This window comes from Citrobacter sp. RHBSTW-00859 (assembly GCF_013729795.1).
Lineage (GTDB): Bacteria > Pseudomonadota > Gammaproteobacteria > Enterobacterales > Enterobacteriaceae > Citrobacter > Citrobacter braakii.
In genome coordinates this window covers 2272846-2294173 of the sequence record NZ_CP056284.1, presented here as the reverse complement: position 1 = coordinate 2294173, position 21328 = coordinate 2272846, and the positions used below count along the sequence as shown (strand labels likewise).

The following is a 21328-nucleotide window of genomic DNA, read 5'->3' as shown; positions in this document are numbered from 1 at the left end:
AATCTTGCTTACGCCACCTGGAGGTAGCGCGTTAGAATTAAGTGGCGCTAGCGTATAAGCTCTTTTAGTAAATCAAGGTAAAGTGGACGTTAATTAACCGTTTGATTTTCAAAACGTTACACAAATTTTCGTCGATCTGTCTATACTCTCGTATCGAGCAGATGATTTACTAAAAAAGTTTAACATTATCAGGAGAGCATTATGGCTGTTACTAATGTCGCTGAACTTAACGCACTTGTAGAGCGCGTAAAAAAAGCCCAGCGTGAATATGCCAGTTTCACTCAAGAACAGGTTGACAAAATCTTCCGTGCCGCCGCTCTGGCTGCCGCAGACGCTCGAATCCCTCTCGCGAAAATGGCCGTTGCCGAATCTGGCATGGGCATCGTCGAAGATAAAGTGATTAAAAACCACTTTGCTTCCGAATACATTTATAACGCATATAAAGACGAAAAAACCTGTGGTGTGCTGGCTGAAGACCACACTTTCGGTACCATTACCATCGCTGAACCGATTGGTATCATCTGCGGTATCGTTCCAACCACTAACCCGACTTCTACTGCAATCTTCAAATCACTGATCAGCCTGAAGACGCGTAACGCCATCATCTTCTCTCCGCATCCGCGTGCTAAAGATGCCACTAACAAAGCGGCTGATATCGTTCTGCAGGCAGCAATTGCTGCTGGCGCACCGAAAGATCTGATCGGCTGGATCGATCAACCTTCCGTAGAACTGTCAAACGCGCTGATGCACCACCCGGACATCAACCTGATCCTTGCGACCGGTGGTCCAGGCATGGTTAAAGCAGCATACAGCTCCGGTAAACCGGCAATCGGTGTAGGCGCAGGTAACACCCCTGTGGTTATCGATGAAACCGCTGATATCAAGCGTGCTGTTGCATCTGTTCTGATGTCTAAAACCTTCGATAACGGCGTAATTTGTGCTTCTGAACAGTCCGTTGTCGTTGTTGACTCTGTATACGACGCAGTACGTGAGCGTTTCGCGACTCACGGCGGCTACATGCTGCAAGGCAAAGAGCTGAAAGCCGTTCAGGACGTTATCCTGAAAAATGGCGCGCTGAACGCGGCTATCGTTGGTCAGCCGGCATACAAAATTGCTGAACTGGCAGGCTTCTCCGTACCAGAAACTACTAAGATTCTGATCGGTGAAGTGACAGTTGTTGACGAAAGCGAACCGTTCGCTCACGAAAAATTGTCTCCGACGCTGGCAATGTACCGTGCGAAAGACTTCGAAGACGCCGTTATTAAAGCTGAAAAACTGGTTGCGATGGGCGGTATCGGTCATACCTCTTGCCTGTACACCGACCAGGACAACCAGCCTGAACGTGTTGCATACTTCGGTCAGATGATGAAAACCGCACGTATCCTGATTAACACCCCAGCTTCTCAGGGTGGTATCGGTGACCTGTACAACTTTAAACTCGCGCCTTCCCTGACTCTGGGTTGTGGTTCCTGGGGTGGTAACTCCATCTCTGAAAACGTTGGTCCTAAGCACCTGATCAACAAGAAAACCGTTGCTAAGCGAGCTGAAAACATGTTGTGGCACAAACTTCCGAAATCTATCTACTTCCGTCGTGGCTCTCTGCCAATCGCACTGGATGAAGTGATTACCGATGGTCACAAACGTGCGCTGATCGTGACCGACCGCTTCCTGTTTAACAATGGCTATGCTGACCAGATCACCTCCGTGCTGAAAGCTGCTGGCGTTGAAACCGAAGTGTTCTTTGAAGTGGAAGCTGACCCAACTCTGACCGTTGTACGCAAAGGTGCTGAGCTGGCTAACTCCTTTAAACCAGACGTGATCATCGCGCTGGGTGGCGGTTCCCCGATGGACGCCGCGAAAATCATGTGGGTTATGTACGAACACCCAGAAACCCACTTCGAAGAACTGGCACTGCGCTTTATGGACATCCGTAAACGTATCTACAAGTTCCCGAAAATGGGCGTAAAAGCGAAGATGGTTGCCGTCACCACCACTTCCGGTACTGGCTCTGAAGTTACTCCGTTTGCGGTTGTTACTGACGATGCAACTGGTCAGAAATACCCGCTGGCAGACTATGCGCTGACTCCGGATATGGCGATTGTTGACGCCAACCTGGTGATGGATATGCCTAAGTCCCTGTGTGCGTTCGGTGGTCTGGATGCCGTCACTCACGCCCTGGAAGCTTACGTATCCGTGCTGGCTTCTGAGTTCTCCGACGGTCAGGCTCTGCAAGCGCTGAAACTGCTGAAAGAAAACCTGCCAGCGTCCTACCATGAAGGTTCTAAGAACCCGGTAGCGCGTGAGCGTGTACACAGTGCAGCAACCATCGCCGGTATTGCGTTTGCTAACGCCTTCCTGGGTGTATGTCACTCAATGGCGCATAAGCTGGGTTCTCAGTTCCACATTCCTCACGGTCTGGCGAACGCCCTGCTGATCAGCAACGTTATTCGTTATAACGCGAACGACAACCCGACTAAACAGACTGCATTCAGCCAGTACGACCGTCCGCAGGCTCGTCGTCGCTACGCTGAAATCGCAGACCATCTGGGTCTGAGCGCACCGGGCGACCGTACTGCTGCAAAAATCCAGAAACTGCTGGGCTGGCTGGACGAAATCAAAGCTGAACTGGGTATTCCTAAGTCTATCCGTGAAGCCGGCGTTCAGGAAGCTGACTTCCTGGCACACGTGGACAAACTGTCTGAAGATGCGTTTGATGACCAGTGTACTGGTGCTAACCCGCGTTACCCGCTGATTTCTGAACTGAAACAGATCCTGATGGATACCTACTACGGTCGTGAATACAGCGAAGATCAAACCGCCGTTAAGACTGAAGCAGTAGCTGCTCCGAAAGCTGAGAAGAAAGCGAAGAAATCCGCTTAATTCAACCAGATAAGTTTTAGTCTCACCATAAACGGTCCCGAATTGGGGCCGTTTTTTTTTACATCTTACGTTATCAGAATCGATACATGACCAATTCAGCGACGTATAAAGGATGGCCCTGCAAAAGGATGCTTAGGAGGATGCGAGAATAGCGTCAGGAGAGTGTCTGACAGGATAGCGAACATTAGCGAATGTCGCAGCCTACCCTGTGCTAATAAGCGCCCAGAAGCGCGTAGAGTTAATCGTGGTTGTGTCGTTCTTGTATCGCCGTCAGAGAGCCCTCAGACTGTGCTTGCTTATAATGTTTACGGCATACCGATACATAGCGTTCGTTCCCGCCAATCACCACCTGTTCGCCCTCGTTATAAGGTCGTCCTGCCTGATCAAGACGCAACACCATGCTGGCCTTACGCCCACAGAAACAAATGGTTTTTAATTCAACCAGTTTATCTGACCATGCCAACAGGTATTCGCTGCCGCCAAATAACTCACCACGAAAATCGGTACGCAAGCCGTAGCACAACACGGGAATATCCAGCTGATCGACAACTTCAGATAATTCATAAACCTGCTGTCGAGTCAGAAACTGCGACTCATCAACCAGTACACAGTGAATTCTTTGCTGCTCATTCTCAGCCCGAATCTCTTCGAACAATGATGAATTTTGGTTAAACAATTTTGCAGGTGACGACAGACCTATACGCGAACTTACTTTTCCAGCACCAAAGCGGTCATCAATTTCCGCTGTATATACCACGGCACGCATCCCACGTTCCTGATAATTGTACGAAGATTGCAGCAATGCAGTCGACTTACCGGCATTCATTGCAGAATAGTAAAAATATAGCTGTGCCATTGACCGTAGGCCCTCACCCGGGGAAATAAATATGGGCAGGATTGTACCATATTTCACGAACGTGTCGGTGTAGCGTTGCCTGCATAGGCGTATAAATAGGCGTTCAGACTCGCTCAGTGTCGCCTAAATAACCGATCCTTTAAGTGACACGGGAGCGTGAGTACACTCCAGCCATGGCCCAGGTAGCCTGAAACTCGATGGGTATATACACACTCTTTCACAAATAGTGCTCATGAAATTTATCCATACCTCTTATCTTCTTACGGCAATAAAGAAACCCTTCCCTTATTGTTATTGAATCTACCCACTGTCGCCATGTATTAGCGAATTCATGTAAGCAAAACTAATACAAAAGGTTGAAATCACTGCAAAGAGATACTATTTGTACACCATAAAATGTGACCTGAATCTTGAATTTTTACTCTCAGCCGCTGAGAAGCCCCCTCACCAATAAGCCTTTTTTATGCCCAACGTCGCGGAGAATTTAAGACAGATGAATTAATTCTGATACTAAATAAAGCGCAATTTTGAATTCCTTACATTCCTGGCTATTGCACAACTGAATTTATCGCTCTATTATTAGCTCAACAAACCACCCCCAATATAAGTTTGAGATTACTACAATGAGCGAAGCACTTAAAATTCTGAACAACATCCGTACTCTTCGTGCGCAGGCAAGAGAATGTACTCTGGAAACGCTTGAAGAAATGCTGGAAAAATTAGAAGTTGTTGTTAGCGAGCGCCGTGAAGAAGAAAGCGCTGCAGCTGCTGAAGTTGAAGAACGTACTCGTAAACTGCAACAATATCGTGAAATGCTGATCGCTGACGGCATTGACCCGAACGAACTGCTGAATAGCATGGCTGCTGTTAAATCTGGCACCAAAGCTAAACGCGCTGCACGTCCGGCTAAATATAGCTATGTTGACGAAAACGGTGAAACTAAAACCTGGACTGGTCAGGGTCGTACACCGGCAGTGATCAAAAAAGCGATGGAAGAACAAGGTAAACAACTGGACGATTTCTTAATCAAGGAATAATTCAGAAATAGTTTGCTTAAAATCCCGCCAGTGGCGGGATTTTTTTACCTGTACTTCGCACAGTCCCTACCCAGTTCAGGTATAAAAAAACGGTGCTGGATTAACAGCACCGTTCAGACCTGATAATACCAGGAGGTTACTTCTTAATACCCATCTCATCTTCCAGCCAGGCTTTAAATTCAGCGCCGAGAGTATTATGGCGAATACCATATTCAACGAACGCCTGCATATAGCCAAGCTTATTACCACAGTCATGGCTTTTGCCCTTCATGTGATAAGCTTCAACCGTTTCTTTTTCAATCAGCATATCGATAGCATCAGTCAGCTGAATTTCGTCACCGGCTCCCGGAGGCGTTTTTGCCAGCAGAGGCCAGATATCCGCGCTAAGGACGTAACGCCCCACGACGGCCAGATTAGATGGTGCCACATTCGCTTTCGGCTTTTCAACAACGCCAACCATCGGTACGCTTTCGCCCGGCGCTAATTCAACGCCTTTACAATCAACAACACCATAAGCGGTAACATCTTCTACCGGCTCAACCATAATCTGGCTGCTGCCTGTTTCATCGAAACGATGAATCATTTCGGCAAGGTTGTCGCGTGATAAATCAGATTCGTATTCGTCAAGAATGACGTCCGGCAAGATAACCGCAACGGGCTCATCGCCAACCACCGGGTGCGCGCACAATACCGCGTGGCCCAGACCTTTGGCCAGTCCCTGACGCACCTGCATAATAGTGACATGTGGCGGACAAATAGATTGCACTTCTTCCAGAAGCTGGCGTTTTACACGTTTTTCCAGCATAGCTTCAAGTTCAAAGCTGGTATCGAAGTGGTTTTCAATCGAATTTTTAGACGAGTGAGTTACAAGTACAATTTCAGTGATGCCCGCAGCAATACATTCGTTTACGACGTACTGAATTAATGGCTTATCAACCAACGGTAGCATCTCTTTCGGGATTGCTTTCGTAGCCGGTAACATCCTGGTTCCTAATCCCGCAACCGGGATAACGGCCTTTTTGACTTTTGAATTAAGGGCAGCCATTTAAAACTCTCCTGGACTGTTCATGTATTGAACGTGTTCATCAATCTGTATCGCATCCAAGTATATCAGTACCGCGACAAGCTTCTGGTCTGAAAAGGACGCGCGTCGGTATAATTAAGATAAATACGAATAAATCTGGCGCTGATAGTAGCACTCACAGCATGAGGGGGGTGAGCCAATTTCATTCTCACGCCACTCGGTTGTTCATTCTGCAGACAACATCAGGCGCAGCCGACCACCTGCCCCCCAAATTTGGCATTGCCAGGATTCGCAACGTTGGCTCAGTTGATTAAGATACGCATTCCCTAAGGTTCCCAACGGAACGCCATTGCTGATTTGTACATTGTGGGAACCTGTATTTAATGTCGCATTCAGCCCTGCTGATACCAGAATCAGGTTTTTTAATCCGCTGTGGTAATAACCCACCAGCAAAGGGAATTGTCCGGGCAAATTAGCCTGACGCAATAAATGGTTAACCTGTTTCAATAACGCACCGAGCTCCGGCAATCGTTGATTTTGATGCGCGAGCTGTTCCTGCAGCAAACCGTTAAATAGCGCCCGCAGTAACAATGCTGCCAGAACGCCATTATCCCCTGCCCGCGTCACATCCAGACAATAAAACGCAAGGTCATGGTCCGATAGCGGTGCAATATCCAGTACCAGCCCCGGCTGATCGGCAGCCACCAATTGACGATAGTTGATCCGACATCGTGAAATAACTTGCGACACAGGAGGCTGTAATTCTTGCAACAGCTTTGCTGCAGCGGCGGGATCACCAACCATCGCATCCCAGTCACGAAACAGCCGCTCTTCTTCTTCCACGCGTGAATTAAACATATTCGGATACAGACACGCAAAGACGGTTTCGCGCAGGCGGTTCAGGTCCTTTACCGGCTTTAGCAGCACATCATCCACACCCAATCGCAGTGCTTTGGCTATATCAGACATGTTTTCCGTCGCTGATATCACCAGGATGGGGGTCTGATCGCCACGATTACGCAGATACTCTACTAGCTTAAGGCCGTTCATTCGTGGCATAGCCAGGTCGCAGATAATCAGGTCGGGGTTAAAGTGCCCGAGTAATTCAAGTGCTTCAAGTCCATCGCCAGCTACCGCCGTTGTCGCTCCCAAAGAGGAAAACCATGAGTCCATGAGTGAGCGAAATACCGGCTCATCCTCAACGATAAGAATCTGTTTTCCGACCAATGGCTGCGTCATATTCTCCCCCCTGACTGGCTTTAGTAAATAGTGGCATGCTATTGCTACTCACGCCTGTCAGAATTTGCTTAAGTGTTGATAAAAAATGCGTTAGATGTTGGTTTTCACCAGGGGTAGAAGCTCATCCATTTTCTTCTCGACCGCCAGTTGTCCAGCAGCAATTGCTGCGCTGGCGCGGTGAAAATCCAGCGTGGATATTTGCGGACAAAACGGCTGAATCAGGATATCTGGCGGGTCACCGGCCATGCGGTTACGTTTCAGACGGTTTTCCAGAACCTGAATAGAAGTCGTCATGATCTCCATCGCCGTCGGCGCGGTTACCGCACGCCTGGCCGTTATGTTGCTCAAGCGCTCTTTCAGTCGGGCACGCCATGAAAGCGCGTCGACATCATCACCCGTTTCGGCATCACTGCTGACGTTGAAGGAGAGTAAATCTTGCTGCATAAGATGCGCATCGTGTTGCAGATCGACGGCAATAACGATGTCAGCGCCCAGCGCGCGAGTTAAGGATACAGGAACGGGATTCACCACCGCGCCATCGACCAGCCAGTAACCATTATGCGCTACAGGGGACATCAGACCAGGAATACTGCAGGAGGCCCGAACAGCCAGGTGCAAATCACCTTCCGTGAACCAGAGCTCCCGACCCGTACTCAGATTAGTAGCCACAGTTGCGAAACGGCGAGTGCATTGCTCAATTGCTTCTACCGGCATGACATTACGGTACTGATTGAATACCCGTTCACCACGCAATAAACCGCCCCTGCGCCACGAGAGATCCATCAGACGTAAGACATCCCAATAGCTGAAAGAACAAACCCATTGTTCGAGAGCAGGTAACTTATTGCATGCGTAGGCTGCACCAACCAGCGAACCAATGGAGCACCCTGCCACAATATCAACATCAATGCCCATATGCTTTAGGGCCTTAATAACGCCAATATGCGACCAACCTCGCGCCGCGCCGGAACCTAGCGCCAGCCCAATTTTTATTTTTCTCATTGTACGTACAAACTTCCCCTGGCTTGCAGACGTAGCAACATCGCTACCGCTCAGTTAACATAGTGCTACCCTGGCGTTTTTACGCCGTTTTTTTATTCCAGGGAGTACTTTGTGTCTCAGCTTTGTCCCTGTGGTAGCGCTGTCGAGTATAGCCTATGTTGCTACCGTTATGTGTCCGGCGCGCAAGTAGCACCTACGCCGTCACACCTCATGCGTTCTCGTTACTGTGCTTTTGTGATGAAAGACGCAGATTACCTTATCAAGACCTGGCATCCGGACTGTCATGCAGCCGAGTTTCGCGACGACATTATCGCAGGATTTAGCCACACCGAATGGCTCGGGCTGACCGTTTTTGAACAACAAACGGCAGACACAGAAAATATCGGCTATGTCAGCTTTGTTGCGCGATTTACTGAACAAGGTAAAACAGGTGCAATTATCGAGCGCTCTCGTTTTTTAAAAGAAAACGGTCAGTGGTACTATATAGACGGTACACGCCCTCAAATTGGACGAAACGATACCTGCCCTTGTGGCTCCGGTAAAAAATTTAAAAAGTGCTGCGGCTAATCAACGCCCGACAGTATCAATTTTGCAAACATTCTCAACAGGATCACCGCTGCAAATGCATTCATTACAACGAAAAGTGCTGCGTACTATTTGCCCGGACCAAAAAGGTCTGATCGCGCGCATTACGAATATCTGTTACAAGCATGAACTGAACATCGTGCAGAACAATGAGTTCGTGGACCACCGGACCGGGCGCTTTTTTATGCGTACCGAACTGGAGGGTATTTTTAACGACGTCACGCTGCTTGCCGATCTGGATAGTGCCCTTCCAGATGGCTCCATTCGTGAATTAACACCAGCAGGACGCCGCCGTATCGTCATTTTGGTCACCAAGGAGGCACATTGTCTGGGTGACCTGTTAATGAAGGCCAATTATGGCGGGCTGGATGTTGAAATCGCCGCTGTGATCGGCAACCACGAGACGCTGCGACCTTTGGTTGAACGGTTTGATATCCCATTTGAGCTGGTCAGCCACGAAGGTTTAACGCGTGACGAACATGACCTGAAAATGGCCGACGCTATCGACGCGCACCAACCTGACTATGTCGTGCTGGCAAAATACATGCGCGTTCTAACACCAACGTTTGTTTCACGCTTCCCGAATAAGATTATCAATATTCACCATTCATTCCTGCCAGCGTTTATTGGCGCTCGCCCTTACCATCAGGCTTATGAGCGCGGCGTGAAGATCATCGGTGCGACAGCCCACTACGTGAATGATAACCTCGATGAAGGCCCAATCATTATGCAGGACGTAATTCATGTGGATCACACCTACACCGCGGAAGACATGATGCGTGCGGGTCGCGACGTTGAGAAAAATGTATTAAGCCGCGCGCTGTATCAGGTTCTGGCTCAACGCGTCTTTGTTTACGGTAACCGAACGATTATTCTGTAATCGATTGATAATTGAATTGGTTACCTTTATATCTTTACGCGTAAAAATCAGGCAACCAGTTCTTTTTTATCAACGGAATACTTTACAGGGGCGCATCATTTGATATGATGCGCCCCGCTTCCAACGGAAGCAGGCCAGTAACTAGCATTACCCCGTGGTGGGGTTCCCGAGCGGCCAAAGGGAGCAGACTGTAAATCTGCCGTCATCGACTTCGAAGGTTCGAATCCTTCCCCCACCACCATTCATTCCGATAGATTCATAAAATTAGTATACCCCTGGTGGGGTTCCCGAGCGGCCAAAGGGAGCAGACTGTAAATCTGCCGTCATCGACTTCGAAGGTTCGAATCCTTCCCCCACCACCATCACCTCATAAAGCACCAGCATCCAATCCATCTGTAATGTCTCATATTCTGCCCAAGCGGGAAGGATGAGAAGCTTCGACTAAGGTTCGATTCGAGCGTTAGTGAAGTGGCACACTGAATTTGGCCACCTGAACAGAGGTGATATGCTCACCTCAGAACAACACAGGTGCTCCAATGAAAAAAAGAAATTTCAGCGCAGAGTTTAAACGCGAATCCGCTCAACTGGTTGTTGACCAGAACTACACGGTGGCAGATGCCGCCAAAGCTATGGATGTTGGCCTTTCCACAATGACAAGATGGGTCAAACAACTGCGTGATGAGCGTCAGGGCAAAACACCAAAAGCCTCTCCGATAACACCAGAACAAATCGAAATACGTGAGCTGAGGAAAAAGCTACAACGCATTGAAATGGAGAATGAAATATTAAAAAAGGCTACTGTAGATTCAATCTGTCAATGCAACACCCCTTTCAATTATCTCTTTCGGTGTTTTGAACTTCAGTGTCTTTCTCGGTCTGTTGTTTAGCTGAGCAGCAACCAGATCTAGTTCATGTTGAGTATATTGGGCAAGACATGTCTTTTTAGGAAAGTACTGCCGAATTAGCCCATTTGTGTTCTCATTTGTTCCCCGCTGCCAAGGACTCTGAGGATCGCAGAAGTAAACTTTAACGCCGGTGCTGACAGTAAATTCTAGATGTCTGGCCAGTTCCATTCCTCTGTCCCATGTCAGTGATTTTCTGAGTTCTGACGGTAAACTCAGGAATTTGTCGGTAAGAGCCTGATTTACTGAGACAGAATCTTTGCCCCTGAGTCTAAGGATGATCGTATAACGTGATTTTCGGTCTACAAGTGTGGCTATATGAGAGTTTTTTGTACCTGAGACTAAATCGCCCTCCCAATGCCCCAGAGAGCGTCTGTTATCGATATTTCGGGAACGTTCGTGAATTGGTGTTCCGTTCACTATGTTAATCGTACCTCTTTCGCCTTTGCGGGTATGACGCCTGCCATGGCGAAGGCTATGCGACCGTCGCAGATGCTGTATATTCAGGTGGTGTAGCGCTTCACGGCTACGAAAGTACAGCGTTTTATAAATTGTCTCAGGTGATATTCGCAGCGTTTTTTGACGTGGTTTTGTTCGCCTTAACCATCCTGATATTTGCTCTGGAGACCATTTCATCTCCAGCTTTTCCAGAACAAGCTTTCGCAATGGTAAATTTTGATCCAGTAAGCACGGTTTTGGCCTTTTCGCCATTCTGTTGGCTCGGTTATTAGCATCAACAGCTTTGTAATAGCGTCTGCCCCGATTACGCTGAACTTCACGTGAGATCGTCGAAGGACTGCGATTCAGCGCAGTAGCTATCGCACGAATGCTCATTTTGGCTGACAAACCAGCTCGTATCTCCTCGCGCTCAGACAGTGTCAGGTGAGCTACAGCCCGCTTACGCTCATGGGGTTTTATGCCGCCAGTATCCCTTAACATAGTGAAGATCGTTCCGGGTTTTGAACCCAGGATATTCGCTATTTCACTGAAGCCTGTTCCGTTCTTCCATAGTTCAAAAACAGAGGCTTTTTCCTCTGCTGTAAATGTTCGTCTCATTCAAAAAACCTCCGCAACCCCATGTTTTCACATAACTGTTGCGTTGACCAATTGAATCTACAACCGCGCTCTTGATGTCAGACTCCCTGAACAGTTCTCGATAATCGGGAAACTCAGAGCGCATTATCCTGTGGTCACACTCTGCCATGTGTTCGGGGTTCATCGCAGCAGCTACAGATACTGGAAAAACCGTCCTGAAAAACCAGACGGCAGACGGGCTGTATTACGCAGTCAGGTACTTGAGCTACATGGCATCAGCCACGGTTCGGCCGGAGCAAGAAGCATCGCCACAATGGCAACCCGGAGAGGCTACCAGATGGGACGCTGGCTTGCTGGCAGGCTCATGAAAGAGCTGGGGCTGGTCAGCTGTCAGCAGCCGACTCACCGGTATAAACGTGGTGGTCATGAACATGTTGCTATCCCTAACTACCTTGAACGGCAGTTCGCCGTGACCGAGCCAAATCAGGTGTGGTGCGGTGATGTGACCTATATCTGGACGGGTAAGCGCTGGGCGTACCTCGCCGTTGTTCTCGACCTGTTCGCAAGAAAACCAGTGGGCTGGGCCATGTCGTTCTCGCCGGACAGCAGGCTCACCATGAAAGCGCTGGAAATGGCATGGGAAACCCGTGGTAAGCCCGGCGGGGTGATGTTCCACAGCGATCAGGGCAGTCATTATACGAGCAGGCAGTTCCGGCAGTTATTGTGGCGATACCAGATCAGGCAGAGTATGAGCCGGCGCGGAAATTGCTGGGATAACAGCCCAATGGAACGCTTCTTCAGAAGTCTGAAGAACGAATGGATACCGGTGGTGGGTTACGTAAGCTTCAGCGAGGCAGCTCACGCCATAACGGATTATATCGTTGGATATTACAGCGCACTAAGACCGCACGAATATAACGGTGGGTTACCCCCAAACGAATCGGAAAATCGATACTGGAAAAACTCTAACTCGGTGGCCAGTTTTTGTTGACCACTTCATAGCGAGAAAGCGTTGCCGCAGGCAACGACCCGAAGGGCGAGGCGCACCGCGCTGAGTAATCCTTCCCCCACCACCATCACTTCATAACGCACCAGCATCCAATCCATCTGTAATGCCTCATATTCTGCCCTCGATCAAGCCTCAATTCGGGTCGGCAATTTACCTGATGCACTATGCTTATCCGGCAATTAGTCGTAAAAAAACCCCGCCGGAGCAGGGTTTTGTCTTACACAGATAACCGATTAATGACGCGCACGAACAATCTGGTATTTGCGCGTCAGATATTCGACCGGAACGCTCCAGATGTGCACCAGACGCGAGAACGGGAACAACAGGAACAGCGTCATACCCAGCACCAGGTGCATACGGAAAATGAACGCGACGCCATCCAGATATTGAGACGCCCCCCCCTGGAAGGTCACCACTGTCTGCGCCCAGTTCACCAGCTTCATCATCTCGCTGCCGTCCATATGCTGGGCGGAGAACGGAATGGTCAGCAGGCCCAGCGCACATTGGATCACCAGCAGGGAGAGGATCAGAATGTCCGCTCCGGTAGTGGTCGCCCGCACACGAGGGCTGAACAGGCGGCGTTTCAGCAGCAGGACGCCACCAATCAAACACATCACACCACTGGCACCACCCGCGAACATCGCCATCTTTTGTTTCACTTCAAGCGGCAGCCACGCTTCATACATCCAGTGTGGTGTCAGCATGCCAAGGAAGTGCCCGGCAAAAATCCCCAGGATCCCGATGTGGAACAGGTTTGACGCCAGGTTCATCCCTTTGCGATCCAGCATCTGACTGGAAGCCGCGCGCCAGGTATATTGCCCATAGTCATAACGCAGCCAACTGCCAATCAGAAAGACAGAACCCGCGATGTACGGATAGATGTCAAAGAAGAACGTATTCAGGAAGTGCATTATTGCTGTCCTCCGGTGGTGATATTCAGATACTGCGGCGCAACAGCCCCGGCAAAACGACGCTGGTGAGCGGAAATTTCCGACTCACCACACCCCTGATCGGCGAAGAATTTCACCTGCTCTTCTTCCCAGACCGCATCCAGCGCTTGTGGGGTATCGTCACGCGCTTCATCTGCAATTTTTTCAGCCACTTTATCGCTGTCGATAACGGTATTCGCCAGTTTTAACAGCAGATCGAACAGCACCGCATAACGACTTTCACGCTGTTGCAAGCGAGCGCTGAGCAGCGCCAGAATCGGCGCGATATCCTGTAACCCCCCTAATGCTTCGCTTTTCGGCAACTGCGCAAGGTATTCCAGATACAGCGGCAGATGATCGGGAAGTTCGCGGCTGTCGAGCTGCAGACCGTGCTGTTCATACTGCGCCATCAGGTCAACCATAGCCTGACCACGATCGCGGGACTCGCCGTGTACATGTTCAAACAGCAACAACGAGGTGGCGCGGCCACGGTCAAACAGTTCGCTATAGCTTGCCTGCACATCCAGCATGTCCTGCGCGGTGAGATCGCGCAGGAAAATGCCCAGAGTCTGGGCATCCTCTTTATCCAGGTTCTCAGATGACGCGAGTGCATCGAAAAGTTCCTGCTGATGCTGCCACAAGGCAGCATCCGGGTACTCGAGCAGACGCGAAACAATGACAAGTTCAATCATTGGTGCGGCTCCGTTTTGCTGGTCACATCGACAGCGTCGATGCGGCGGCTGTTGAACAGATTGAATTTAGTATCAGAACCGTGGCAACCGTCACCGAAGGTAAAGCCACAACCGCTTTTCTCCGGGAACGCGTCACGCGCCAGTTCACGATGGCTGCTCGGTACCACGAAACGATCTTCGTAGTTAGCAATCGCCAGATAACGATACATTTCCTGTGCCTGCGCTTCGCTTAAGCCCACCTCTTCCAGCGCACGGGTATCAACTTTACCGTCAACGGTTTCCGCACGTTTGTAGTGACGCATCGCCAGCATACGTTTCAGCGCCAACAGTACCGGCTGAGTGTCGCCTGCGGTCAGCAGGTTCGCCAGGTACTGAACCGGGATACGCAGACTGTCAACGTCCGGCAGAATACCGTTGCTGCCCAGCTCGCCCGCATCGGCGGCAGACTGGATCGGTGACAAAGGCGGCACGTACCAGACCATCGGTAGCGTGCGGTATTCCGGATGCAGCGGCAGCGCCAGCTTCCAGTCCATCGCCATTTTGTAAACCGGCGACTGCTGTGCGGCATCAATGACGCTCAGCGGAATACCATCTTTCAGCGCTTGTTCAATAACAGCCGGATCGTTCGGATCGAGGAACACGTCCAGTTGACGCTGATACAGATCTTTCTCGTGCTCCGTGCTTGCCGCACTTTCGATCGCATCTGCGTCATACAGCAGTACGCCGAGGTAACGAATACGGCCTACGCAGGTTTCGGAACAAACGGTCGGCTGACCGGCTTCGATACGCGGGTAGCAGAAAATGCACTTCTCAGATTTCCCGCTCTTCCAGTTGAAGTAGATCTTCTTATACGGGCAGCCAGTGATACACATACGCCAGCCGCGGCATTTGTCCTGGTCGATCAGCACGATGCCATCTTCTTCACGCTTGTAGATAGCGCCGCTTGGGCAGGTCGCCACGCACGCCGGGTTAAGGCAATGCTCACACAAACGCGGCAGATACATCATGAAGGTATTTTCGAACTGACCGTACATCACCTTCTGCATGTTTTCGAAGTTCTGGTCTTTAGCGCGTTTTTCGAACTCGCCCCCCAGAATTTCTTCCCAGTTCGGACCGCTGGTGATTTTATCCATCCGCTGACCGGTGATCAGCGAACGCGGACGCGCAATCGGCTGCGCCTTACTGTCTGCTGGGGCGTTGTGCAACGTTTGGTAGTCAAAATCAAACGGCTCATAGTAATCATCCATGCCCGGCAGATGCGGGTTAGCAAAGATTTTACCCAGCAGCAGTGCTTTGTTACCCATGCGCGGCTGCAGTTTGCCGTTGATTTTACGGATCCAACCGCCCTTCCATTTTCCCTGGTTTTCCCAGTCGTTCGGGAAGCCAACGCCAGGCTTACTTTCGACGTTGTTGAACCAGGCGTACTCCATACCCTCACGGCTGGTCCAGACGTTTTTACAGGTCACTGAACAGGTGTGGCAGCCGATGCACTTATCGAGATTCAGCACCATGCCGACTTGTGAACGAATTTTCATTTTACGCTCTCCTGTACCTGGTCATTGCCTTCGCCATCCAACCAGTTAATGTTCTTCATCTTACGTACAACTACGAACTCATCGCGGTTTGAACCGACGGTACCGTAGTAGTTAAAGCCGTATGCCAGCTGCGCATAACCACCGATCATGTGAGTTGGTTTCGGCGTAATACGGGTTACCGAGTTGTGGATCCCGCCGCGCTGCTGGGTGATTTCAGAACCCGGCAGGTTAACGATACGTTCCTGCGCGTGGTACATCATGGTCATCCCGGCCGGCACACGCTGGCTGACAACTGCACGCGCCGTCAGCGCACCGTTGCTGTTGAAGACTTCGATCCAGTCGTTATCTTCGATACCCAGATCCTTCGCATCAACTTCGCTCATCCACACAATCGGACCACCGCGAGACAGCGTCAGCATCAGCAGGTTGTCGCTGTAGGTGGAGTGGATACCCCATTTCTGGTGCGGCGTCAGGAAGTTGAGCGCTTTTTCAGGGTTACCGTTAGACTTCTCGCCGATCACCGCTTTCACCGAACGGGTGTCGATTGGCGGACGATACACCAGCAGGCTCTCACCGAAGTCACGCATCCACTGGTGATCCTGATACAACTGCTGGCGACCAGACAGCGTACGCCATGGGATCAGCTCATGAACGTTGGTATAACCGGCGTTATAAGACACATGTTCATCTTCCAGACCTGACCAGGTCGGACTGGAGATAATTTTGCGCGGCTGCGCCTGGATGTCGCGGAAACGAATTTTTTCGTCTTCTTTATTCAGCGCCAGATGCGTATGGTCACGACCGGTAAATTCACTCAGCGCCGCCCAGGCTTTAACGGCAACCTGACCGTTAGTTTCCGGAGCCAGCGTCAGGATCATCTCAGCAGCATCAATTGCGGTATCCAGCATCGGTTGGCCTTTCGCCGGACCGTCAGCCTTGGTGTAGTTGAGCTTACGCAGCAGATCCATTTCGCTCTGGGTGTTCCAGGCAATCCCTTTACCGCCGTTACCAATTTTTTCCATCAGCGGACCAATGGAGGTGAAACGCTCGTAGGTTGCCGGATAATCACGCTCAACGGTCATGATGTGCGGTGCCGTAACACCTGGAATCAGGTCGCATTCCCCTTTTTTCCAGTCCTTCACGTCCAGCGGCTGCGCCAGTTCAGCGGCGGAGTCGTGCTGAATCGGCAGCGTAACGACGTCGGTTTCTTTACCGAGGTGGCCCACACAAACTTCAGAGAATTTCTTGGCGATGGCTTTATAGATTTCCCAGTCGCTCTTCGATTCCCAGGCCGGGTCAACGGCCGCAGACAGAGGATGAATAAACGGATGCATATCCGAGGTATTCATGTCGTCTTTTTCATACCAGGTAGCGGTCGGCAGCACGATATCGGAATACAGACAGGTACTCGACAGGCGGAAGTCCAGCGTAACGACCAGATCCAGTTTGCCGTCCAGTCCGTTATCCTGCCATTCCACTTCTTCTGGCTTCACGCCGCTCTGCTGGCCGAGATCTTTGCCCTGAATACCATGTTCAGTACCCAGCAGATACTTGAGCATGTACTCGTGGCCTTTACCGGAAGAACCGAGCAGGTTTGAACGCCAGATAAACAGGTTACGCGGATGGTTTTTACCGTTTTCCGGCTGCTCTGCCGCAAAGCGAATAGAACCTTCTTTCAGGGATTTAACGGTGTAGTCCACCGGCGTCATACCTGCTTTCTGCGCTTCTTTCGCGATATACAGCGGGTTAGTCCCTAACTGCGGCGCCGACGGTAACCAGCCCATACGTTCAGCGCGAACGTTAAAGTCAATCAAATGACCGCTATAGCGGGATTTGTCTGCCATTGGGGACAGCAGTTCCTGCGCAGTCACCGTCTCATAGCGCCATTGGCTGGAGTGGTTATAGAAGTAGGAGGTACTGTTCATATGACGAGGCGGACGCTGCCAGTCAAGAGCAAACGCCAGCGGCTGCCAGCCGGTTTGAGGACGCAGTTTTTCCTGCCCTACGTAGTGGGCCCAGCCGCCGCCGCTCTGGCCGATACAGCCACAGAACACCAGCATATTGATCAGGCCACGATAGTTCATATCGAGGTGGTACCAGTGGTTCAAACCGGCGCCGACGATAATCATCGAACGACCGTGCGTTTTATCTGCGTTATCCGCAAATTCACGGGCGATGCGTACAATCTGAGAACGTGATACGCCTGTAATTTTTTCTGCCCACGCTGGCGTGTACGCTTTCACGTCATCGTAGCTGGTCGCGCAGTTTTCATCGTTCAGACCACGTTCCAGGCCGTAGTTGGCCATAGTCAGATCGTAAACGGTGGTCACCAGCGCCGTAGATCCATCGGCCAGTTGCAGGCGTTTAACGGGCAATTTATGCAGCAGAATGTTTTCCAGTTCGACTTTGCTGAAGTGCTCGGTGCCTTCGCCACCAAAGTACGGGAAGCCCACTTCAGCGATATCATCCTGGCTACCCAGCAGGCTGAGCTGCAGTTCGGTTTCATCACCGGACGTGCCGTCGCGCTGCTCAAGGTTCCATTTGCCTTTTTCGCCCCAACGGAAACCAATTGAACCGTTTGGCGCAACCATTTCGCCGTTGCTGTTGATAGCGACAGTTTTCCATTCCGGGTTATTTTCCTGCCCCAGAGAGTCAACCAGATCCGCAGCACGCAGCATACGACCAGCAGCATAGTAGCCGTCGCGCTCTTCGAGCATCACCAGCATTGGCATGTCGGTATAACGACGAACGTAGTCGGTGAAATATTGGCTCGGGTTATCGAGGTGGAACTCGCGCAGCATGACATGACCCATCGCCATTGCCATCGCCGCATCGGTTCCCTGCTTCGGAGCCAGCCACAGGTCGCACAGTTTGGCGATTTCTGCGTAGTCCGGGGTAATTGCTACTGTTTTGGTGCCTTTATAACGAACTTCAGTAAAGAAGTGCGCATCCGGGGTACGGGTCTGCGGTACGTTAGAGCCCCATGCCAGAATGTAGCTGGAGTTATACCAGTCGGCAGATTCCGGTACGTCGGTCTGCTCGCCCCAGGTCTGCGGGGAGGCTGGCGGCAGGTCACAGTACCAGTCATAGAAGCTCAGGCAGGTCCCGCCAATCAGCGACATATAACGTGCGCCGGACGCATAAGAAACCATCGACATCGCCGGGATCGGCGAGAAGCCTGCGACGCGGTCAGGACCATAGGTTTTGATGGTGTAAACGTTAGATGCGGCAATCAGCTCATTCACTTCCTGCCAGGAAGAACGAACGAATCCACCACGACCACGCGCTTGTTTGAAGCTTTTTGCTTTATCGGCGTCTTCGATAATGGATGCCCATGCATCTACCGGATCGCTGTGCAGTCTTTTTGCTTCACGCCACATCTTCATCAGACGTTTGCGCATCAGCGGGTATTTCAGACGGTTAGCGCTGTAGAGATACCATGAATAGCTTGCACCACGCGGGCAGCCGCGAGGCTCGTGGTTGGGCATATCTGGACGAGTGCGTGGGTAGTCAGTTTGCTGGGTTTCCCAAGTCACCAGACCATTTTTCACATAGATTTTCCAGCTGCATGAGCCAGTGCAGTTTACACCGTGGGTTGAACGCACGATTTTGTCATGCTGCCAACGCTGGCGGTATCCATCCTCCCAGTCCCTGTTGGTATTGAGAAGCTGGCCGTGCCCATCGGCAAAGGTTTCGCCCTTCTGCTTGAAGTAGCGAAACCGGTCCAGGAATTTACTCATCGGTTTTCTCCTGTAGGAGCCTGACGGCTCTCTGATAAATCGACATTGCTTGATTGAGAGCGAAGGTAACGCTCTGAAAGGGCGTGAGAATTGATAACGATCAAGGCAGGCAGGGATGAAAATTGAGGGCCGATTTTGACATACCCCCTTAGTGGGATATCGATAAATCAATCAACATATTGAATTTTATTGATTTTTTTAAACTCACTTATCATACAAATGTTAAATTCTTTATAAGTGGGTATTAAGGGGTATCCCCCCTGTTTAGCATATTACGAGCACCGTTCTAACAGGCTGTTGTCGTGCCACAACATGAAAGTATGTTGTAACTAATTGCAGGCAAAAAAAAGCGCGGTCTAACACCGCGCAATGGATAATCAACAGTTACTACTTTTTTACTTTTTAGAATGACGTCCGTACACCGCCCAGGTGATAACCACACAGGCGACATAGAAGATCAGGAATACTTTCATCGCATCGACCGGAGAGCCAGTTAATGCCAGGGACGTACCGAATGCTTTCGGGATAAAGAAGCCGCCGATCGCACCAATAGCTGAGATAAAGCCCAGCGCTGCCGCGGTGTCGGTCGCCGCCTCGCGCATCGCTTTCTCTTCTGAACCGCCTTCAGCTTTCACTCTGTCCATCGTCAGCTTGCGAAAGATAACGGAGATCATCTGGAAGGTTGAACCACTCCCCAGACCAGCTGTCAGGAACAGCGCCAGGAACACCGCAAAGAAGGAGATAAAGTTACCACCGACACCGTTTGATGGCAGCGTCAGGAACAGTAAGGCACTGAAAATAGCCATCAGCACGAAGTTCACCAGCGTTACGCGGGTCCCCCCCAGTCGGTCAGAGATTGCGCCGCCTGCTGAACGAGCCAGAGCGCCAATCAACGGTCCAAAGAAGGCGTAATGCAGGATCTGTACCTCAGGAAACTGCGTTTTTGACAGCATCGCGAAACCGGCAGAGAAACCGATAAATGAACCGAAGGTTGCCAGATACAGCAGGCTCATAATCCACAGATGCCCGCGTTTCAGCACCGGCAATTGCTCTTTCAGTGAAGCTTTTGAGGTTGCCAGTTCATTCATACCAAACCATGCGGCCAAGGTTAATACAGCCAGGAACGGGACCCAAATCCATGCGGCGTTTGCCAGATACAGCTGCGTACCATCCGGTTGTTCAACACCCTGGCTGCCAAATGCGGCAAAGATTGACAGTGAAACCACCAGCGGAGCGACCAACTGCATCACGCTGACGCCCATGTTACCCAAACCACCGTTCAGACCCAGCGCACCGCCCTGTTTCTGTTTTGGAAAGAAGAAGCTGATGTTTGCCATGCTGGAGGCAAAGTTCGCACCGGCAAAACCGCACAACAGCGAGATAATGATAAAGGTACTAAATGGCGTGGAGGTATCCTGCACCGCAAAACCTAACCATACGCAAGGAATGATCAGGATACCGGTGCTGAACGCCGTCCAGCGACGTCCACCAAACAGGGGGACCATAAAGGAGTACGGTACACGCAGCAGCGCGCCGGACACCGAAGGTAATGCCGTCAGCATGAACAGTTGTTCAGTGGTGAAATCAAATCCGACTTTCGGTAAGTTCACCGCCACGGCGCTAAATAACATCCACACGCAAAACGCCAGCAGCAAGCAAGGGACGGAAATCCACAGGTTACGGCTGGCGATTCGATGACCACGCTGCTGCCAGAAGGCGGGATCTTCCGGCCGCCATTCAGTAATTACAGCTCCAGATGCCCTTTCCGGGGCAGATGAGTGACTCATAGACACCTCTGATACTTGTTTCGATGCCTGCCACATTAGGGTTTACAGCTGGAGGTAAGTTGATATAAATCAAAGGAAAAGGTGTCATTATTGATGCCTGAAATTTATCATTATCCTAAATGAGTACATAACTTCGGTAAAAAAGATGTGGTTTTTCACGCTTCTGTCGTCCCCTACTCCCCCTCGTTTAGGATCT

14 protein-coding genes, 2 tRNA genes, 1 other RNA gene and 3 pseudogenes are annotated in these 21328 nt (G+C 50.7%); 9 read left to right on the top strand and 11 right to left on the bottom strand.

Features of this window, described 5'->3' with window-relative positions; translation table 11 throughout:
* Positions 1-201 precede the first annotated feature (201 nt).
* Positions 202-2880 (top strand): bifunctional acetaldehyde-CoA/alcohol dehydrogenase, encoded by a 2679-nt coding sequence (gene adhE, locus HV302_RS11450; protein ID WP_016153272.1) that lies wholly within the window; start codon positions 202-204, stop codon positions 2878-2880.
* A 238-nt stretch (positions 2881-3118) separates the two neighbouring features.
* Here the strand turns inward: adhE and tdk are convergent, their stop codons facing one another.
* The gene (tdk, locus tag HV302_RS11445; RefSeq protein ID WP_019076935.1) at positions 3119-3736 is read right to left on the bottom strand and encodes a thymidine kinase; all 618 of its coding nucleotides are present in this window, start codon (positions 3734-3736) and stop codon (positions 3119-3121) included.
* A 623-nt stretch (positions 3737-4359) separates the two neighbouring features.
* On the opposite strand from tdk, the gene hns reads away from it, so the two are divergent.
* Complete coding sequence (gene hns / locus HV302_RS11440) at positions 4360-4773, top strand: histone-like nucleoid-structuring protein H-NS (protein WP_003020723.1); 414 nt, start codon at positions 4360-4362, stop codon at positions 4771-4773.
* Between the two features lie 136 nt (positions 4774-4909).
* On the opposite strand, the gene galU is transcribed toward hns, so the two are convergent.
* The 3 genes from galU to rssA form a co-directional block, all read right to left on the bottom strand.
* Positions 4910-5818 (bottom strand): UTP--glucose-1-phosphate uridylyltransferase GalU, encoded by a 909-nt coding sequence (galU, locus tag HV302_RS11435; RefSeq protein WP_016153274.1) that lies wholly within the window; start codon positions 5816-5818, stop codon positions 4910-4912.
* Positions 5819-6022: 204 nt separating this feature from the next.
* Complete coding sequence (gene rssB / locus HV302_RS11430; RefSeq protein ID WP_016153275.1) at positions 6023-7036, bottom strand: two-component system response regulator RssB; 1014 nt, start codon at positions 7034-7036, stop codon at positions 6023-6025.
* Positions 7037-7126: 90 nt separating this feature from the next.
* Positions 7127-8038, bottom strand: a complete 912-nt coding sequence (rssA, locus tag HV302_RS11425; protein ID WP_016156731.1) for a patatin-like phospholipase RssA — start codon at positions 8036-8038, stop codon at positions 7127-7129.
* 111 nt (positions 8039-8149) lie between these two features.
* Here rssA and HV302_RS11420 point away from each other — a divergent pair, with 111 nt between their 5' ends.
* The 5 genes and pseudogenes from HV302_RS11420 to HV302_RS11400 form a co-directional block, all read left to right on the top strand.
* Positions 8150-8605, top strand: a complete 456-nt coding sequence (locus HV302_RS11420) for a YchJ family protein (protein WP_131346108.1) — start codon at positions 8150-8152, stop codon at positions 8603-8605.
* Positions 8606-8660: 55 nt separating this feature from the next.
* Positions 8661-9503, top strand: a complete 843-nt coding sequence (gene purU, locus HV302_RS11415; protein ID WP_016153278.1) for a formyltetrahydrofolate deformylase — start codon at positions 8661-8663, stop codon at positions 9501-9503.
* A 156-nt stretch (positions 9504-9659) separates the two neighbouring features.
* Positions 9660-9744: transfer RNA gene (locus tag HV302_RS11410), tRNA-Tyr, on the top strand.
* A 36-nt stretch (positions 9745-9780) separates the two neighbouring features.
* Positions 9781-9865: transfer RNA gene (locus tag HV302_RS11405), tRNA-Tyr, on the top strand.
* A gap of 174 nt (positions 9866-10039) precedes the next feature.
* Positions 10040-10297 (top strand): annotated as a pseudogene (locus HV302_RS11400) (IS3 family transposase); the annotation flags it as partial.
* A 12-nt stretch (positions 10298-10309) separates the two neighbouring features.
* On the opposite strand, the gene HV302_RS11395 reads toward HV302_RS11400, so the two are convergent.
* Both HV302_RS11395 and HV302_RS28295 read right to left on the bottom strand, forming a co-directional pair.
* On the bottom strand, positions 10310-11461 hold the full coding sequence (locus tag HV302_RS11395) for an IS30-like element IS30 family transposase (protein ID WP_001254932.1): 1152 nt from the start codon (positions 11459-11461) through the stop codon (positions 10310-10312).
* Positions 11458-11538 (bottom strand): annotated as a pseudogene (locus HV302_RS28295) (hypothetical protein); the annotation flags it as partial. The pseudogene HV302_RS28295 and the gene HV302_RS11395, both read right to left, overlap by 4 nt.
* A 53-nt stretch (positions 11539-11591) precedes the next feature.
* Between HV302_RS28295 and HV302_RS28585 the strand changes: the two are divergent.
* Positions 11592-12362 (top strand): annotated as a pseudogene (locus HV302_RS28585) (IS3-like element IS911 family transposase); the annotation flags it as partial.
* A 20-nt stretch (positions 12363-12382) separates the two neighbouring features.
* Positions 12383-12516, top strand: a non-coding RNA gene (locus HV302_RS11385) — RtT sRNA.
* Positions 12517-12682: 166 nt separating this feature from the next.
* Here HV302_RS11385 and narI read toward each other — a convergent pair.
* From narI to HV302_RS11360, 5 genes are all read right to left on the bottom strand, one after another.
* On the bottom strand, positions 12683-13360 hold the full coding sequence (gene narI / locus HV302_RS11380; protein WP_016153281.1) for a respiratory nitrate reductase subunit gamma: 678 nt from the start codon (positions 13358-13360) through the stop codon (positions 12683-12685).
* Positions 13360-14070 carry a nitrate reductase molybdenum cofactor assembly chaperone gene (gene narJ, locus HV302_RS11375; protein WP_016153282.1) on the bottom strand — a complete coding sequence of 237 codons (711 nt, stop codon included), beginning with the start codon at positions 14068-14070 and terminating at the stop codon, positions 13360-13362. Before narJ ends, narI begins: the two co-directional genes overlap by 1 nt.
* Positions 14067-15605: a nitrate reductase subunit beta gene (narH, locus tag HV302_RS11370; protein ID WP_181627352.1), complete on the bottom strand. Its 1539-nt coding sequence runs from the start codon at positions 15603-15605 to the stop codon at positions 14067-14069. The genes narJ and narH overlap by 4 nt, the downstream gene beginning before the upstream one ends.
* Positions 15602-19345 carry a nitrate reductase subunit alpha gene (locus tag HV302_RS11365; RefSeq protein WP_047358964.1) on the bottom strand — a complete coding sequence of 1248 codons (3744 nt, stop codon included), beginning with the start codon at positions 19343-19345 and terminating at the stop codon, positions 15602-15604. Before HV302_RS11365 ends, narH begins: the two co-directional genes overlap by 4 nt.
* Positions 19346-19740: 395 nt before the next feature.
* Positions 19741-21132 (bottom strand): NarK family nitrate/nitrite MFS transporter, encoded by a 1392-nt coding sequence (locus HV302_RS11360; RefSeq protein WP_181627351.1) that lies wholly within the window; start codon positions 21130-21132, stop codon positions 19741-19743.
* Positions 21133-21328: the final 196 nt, after the last annotated feature.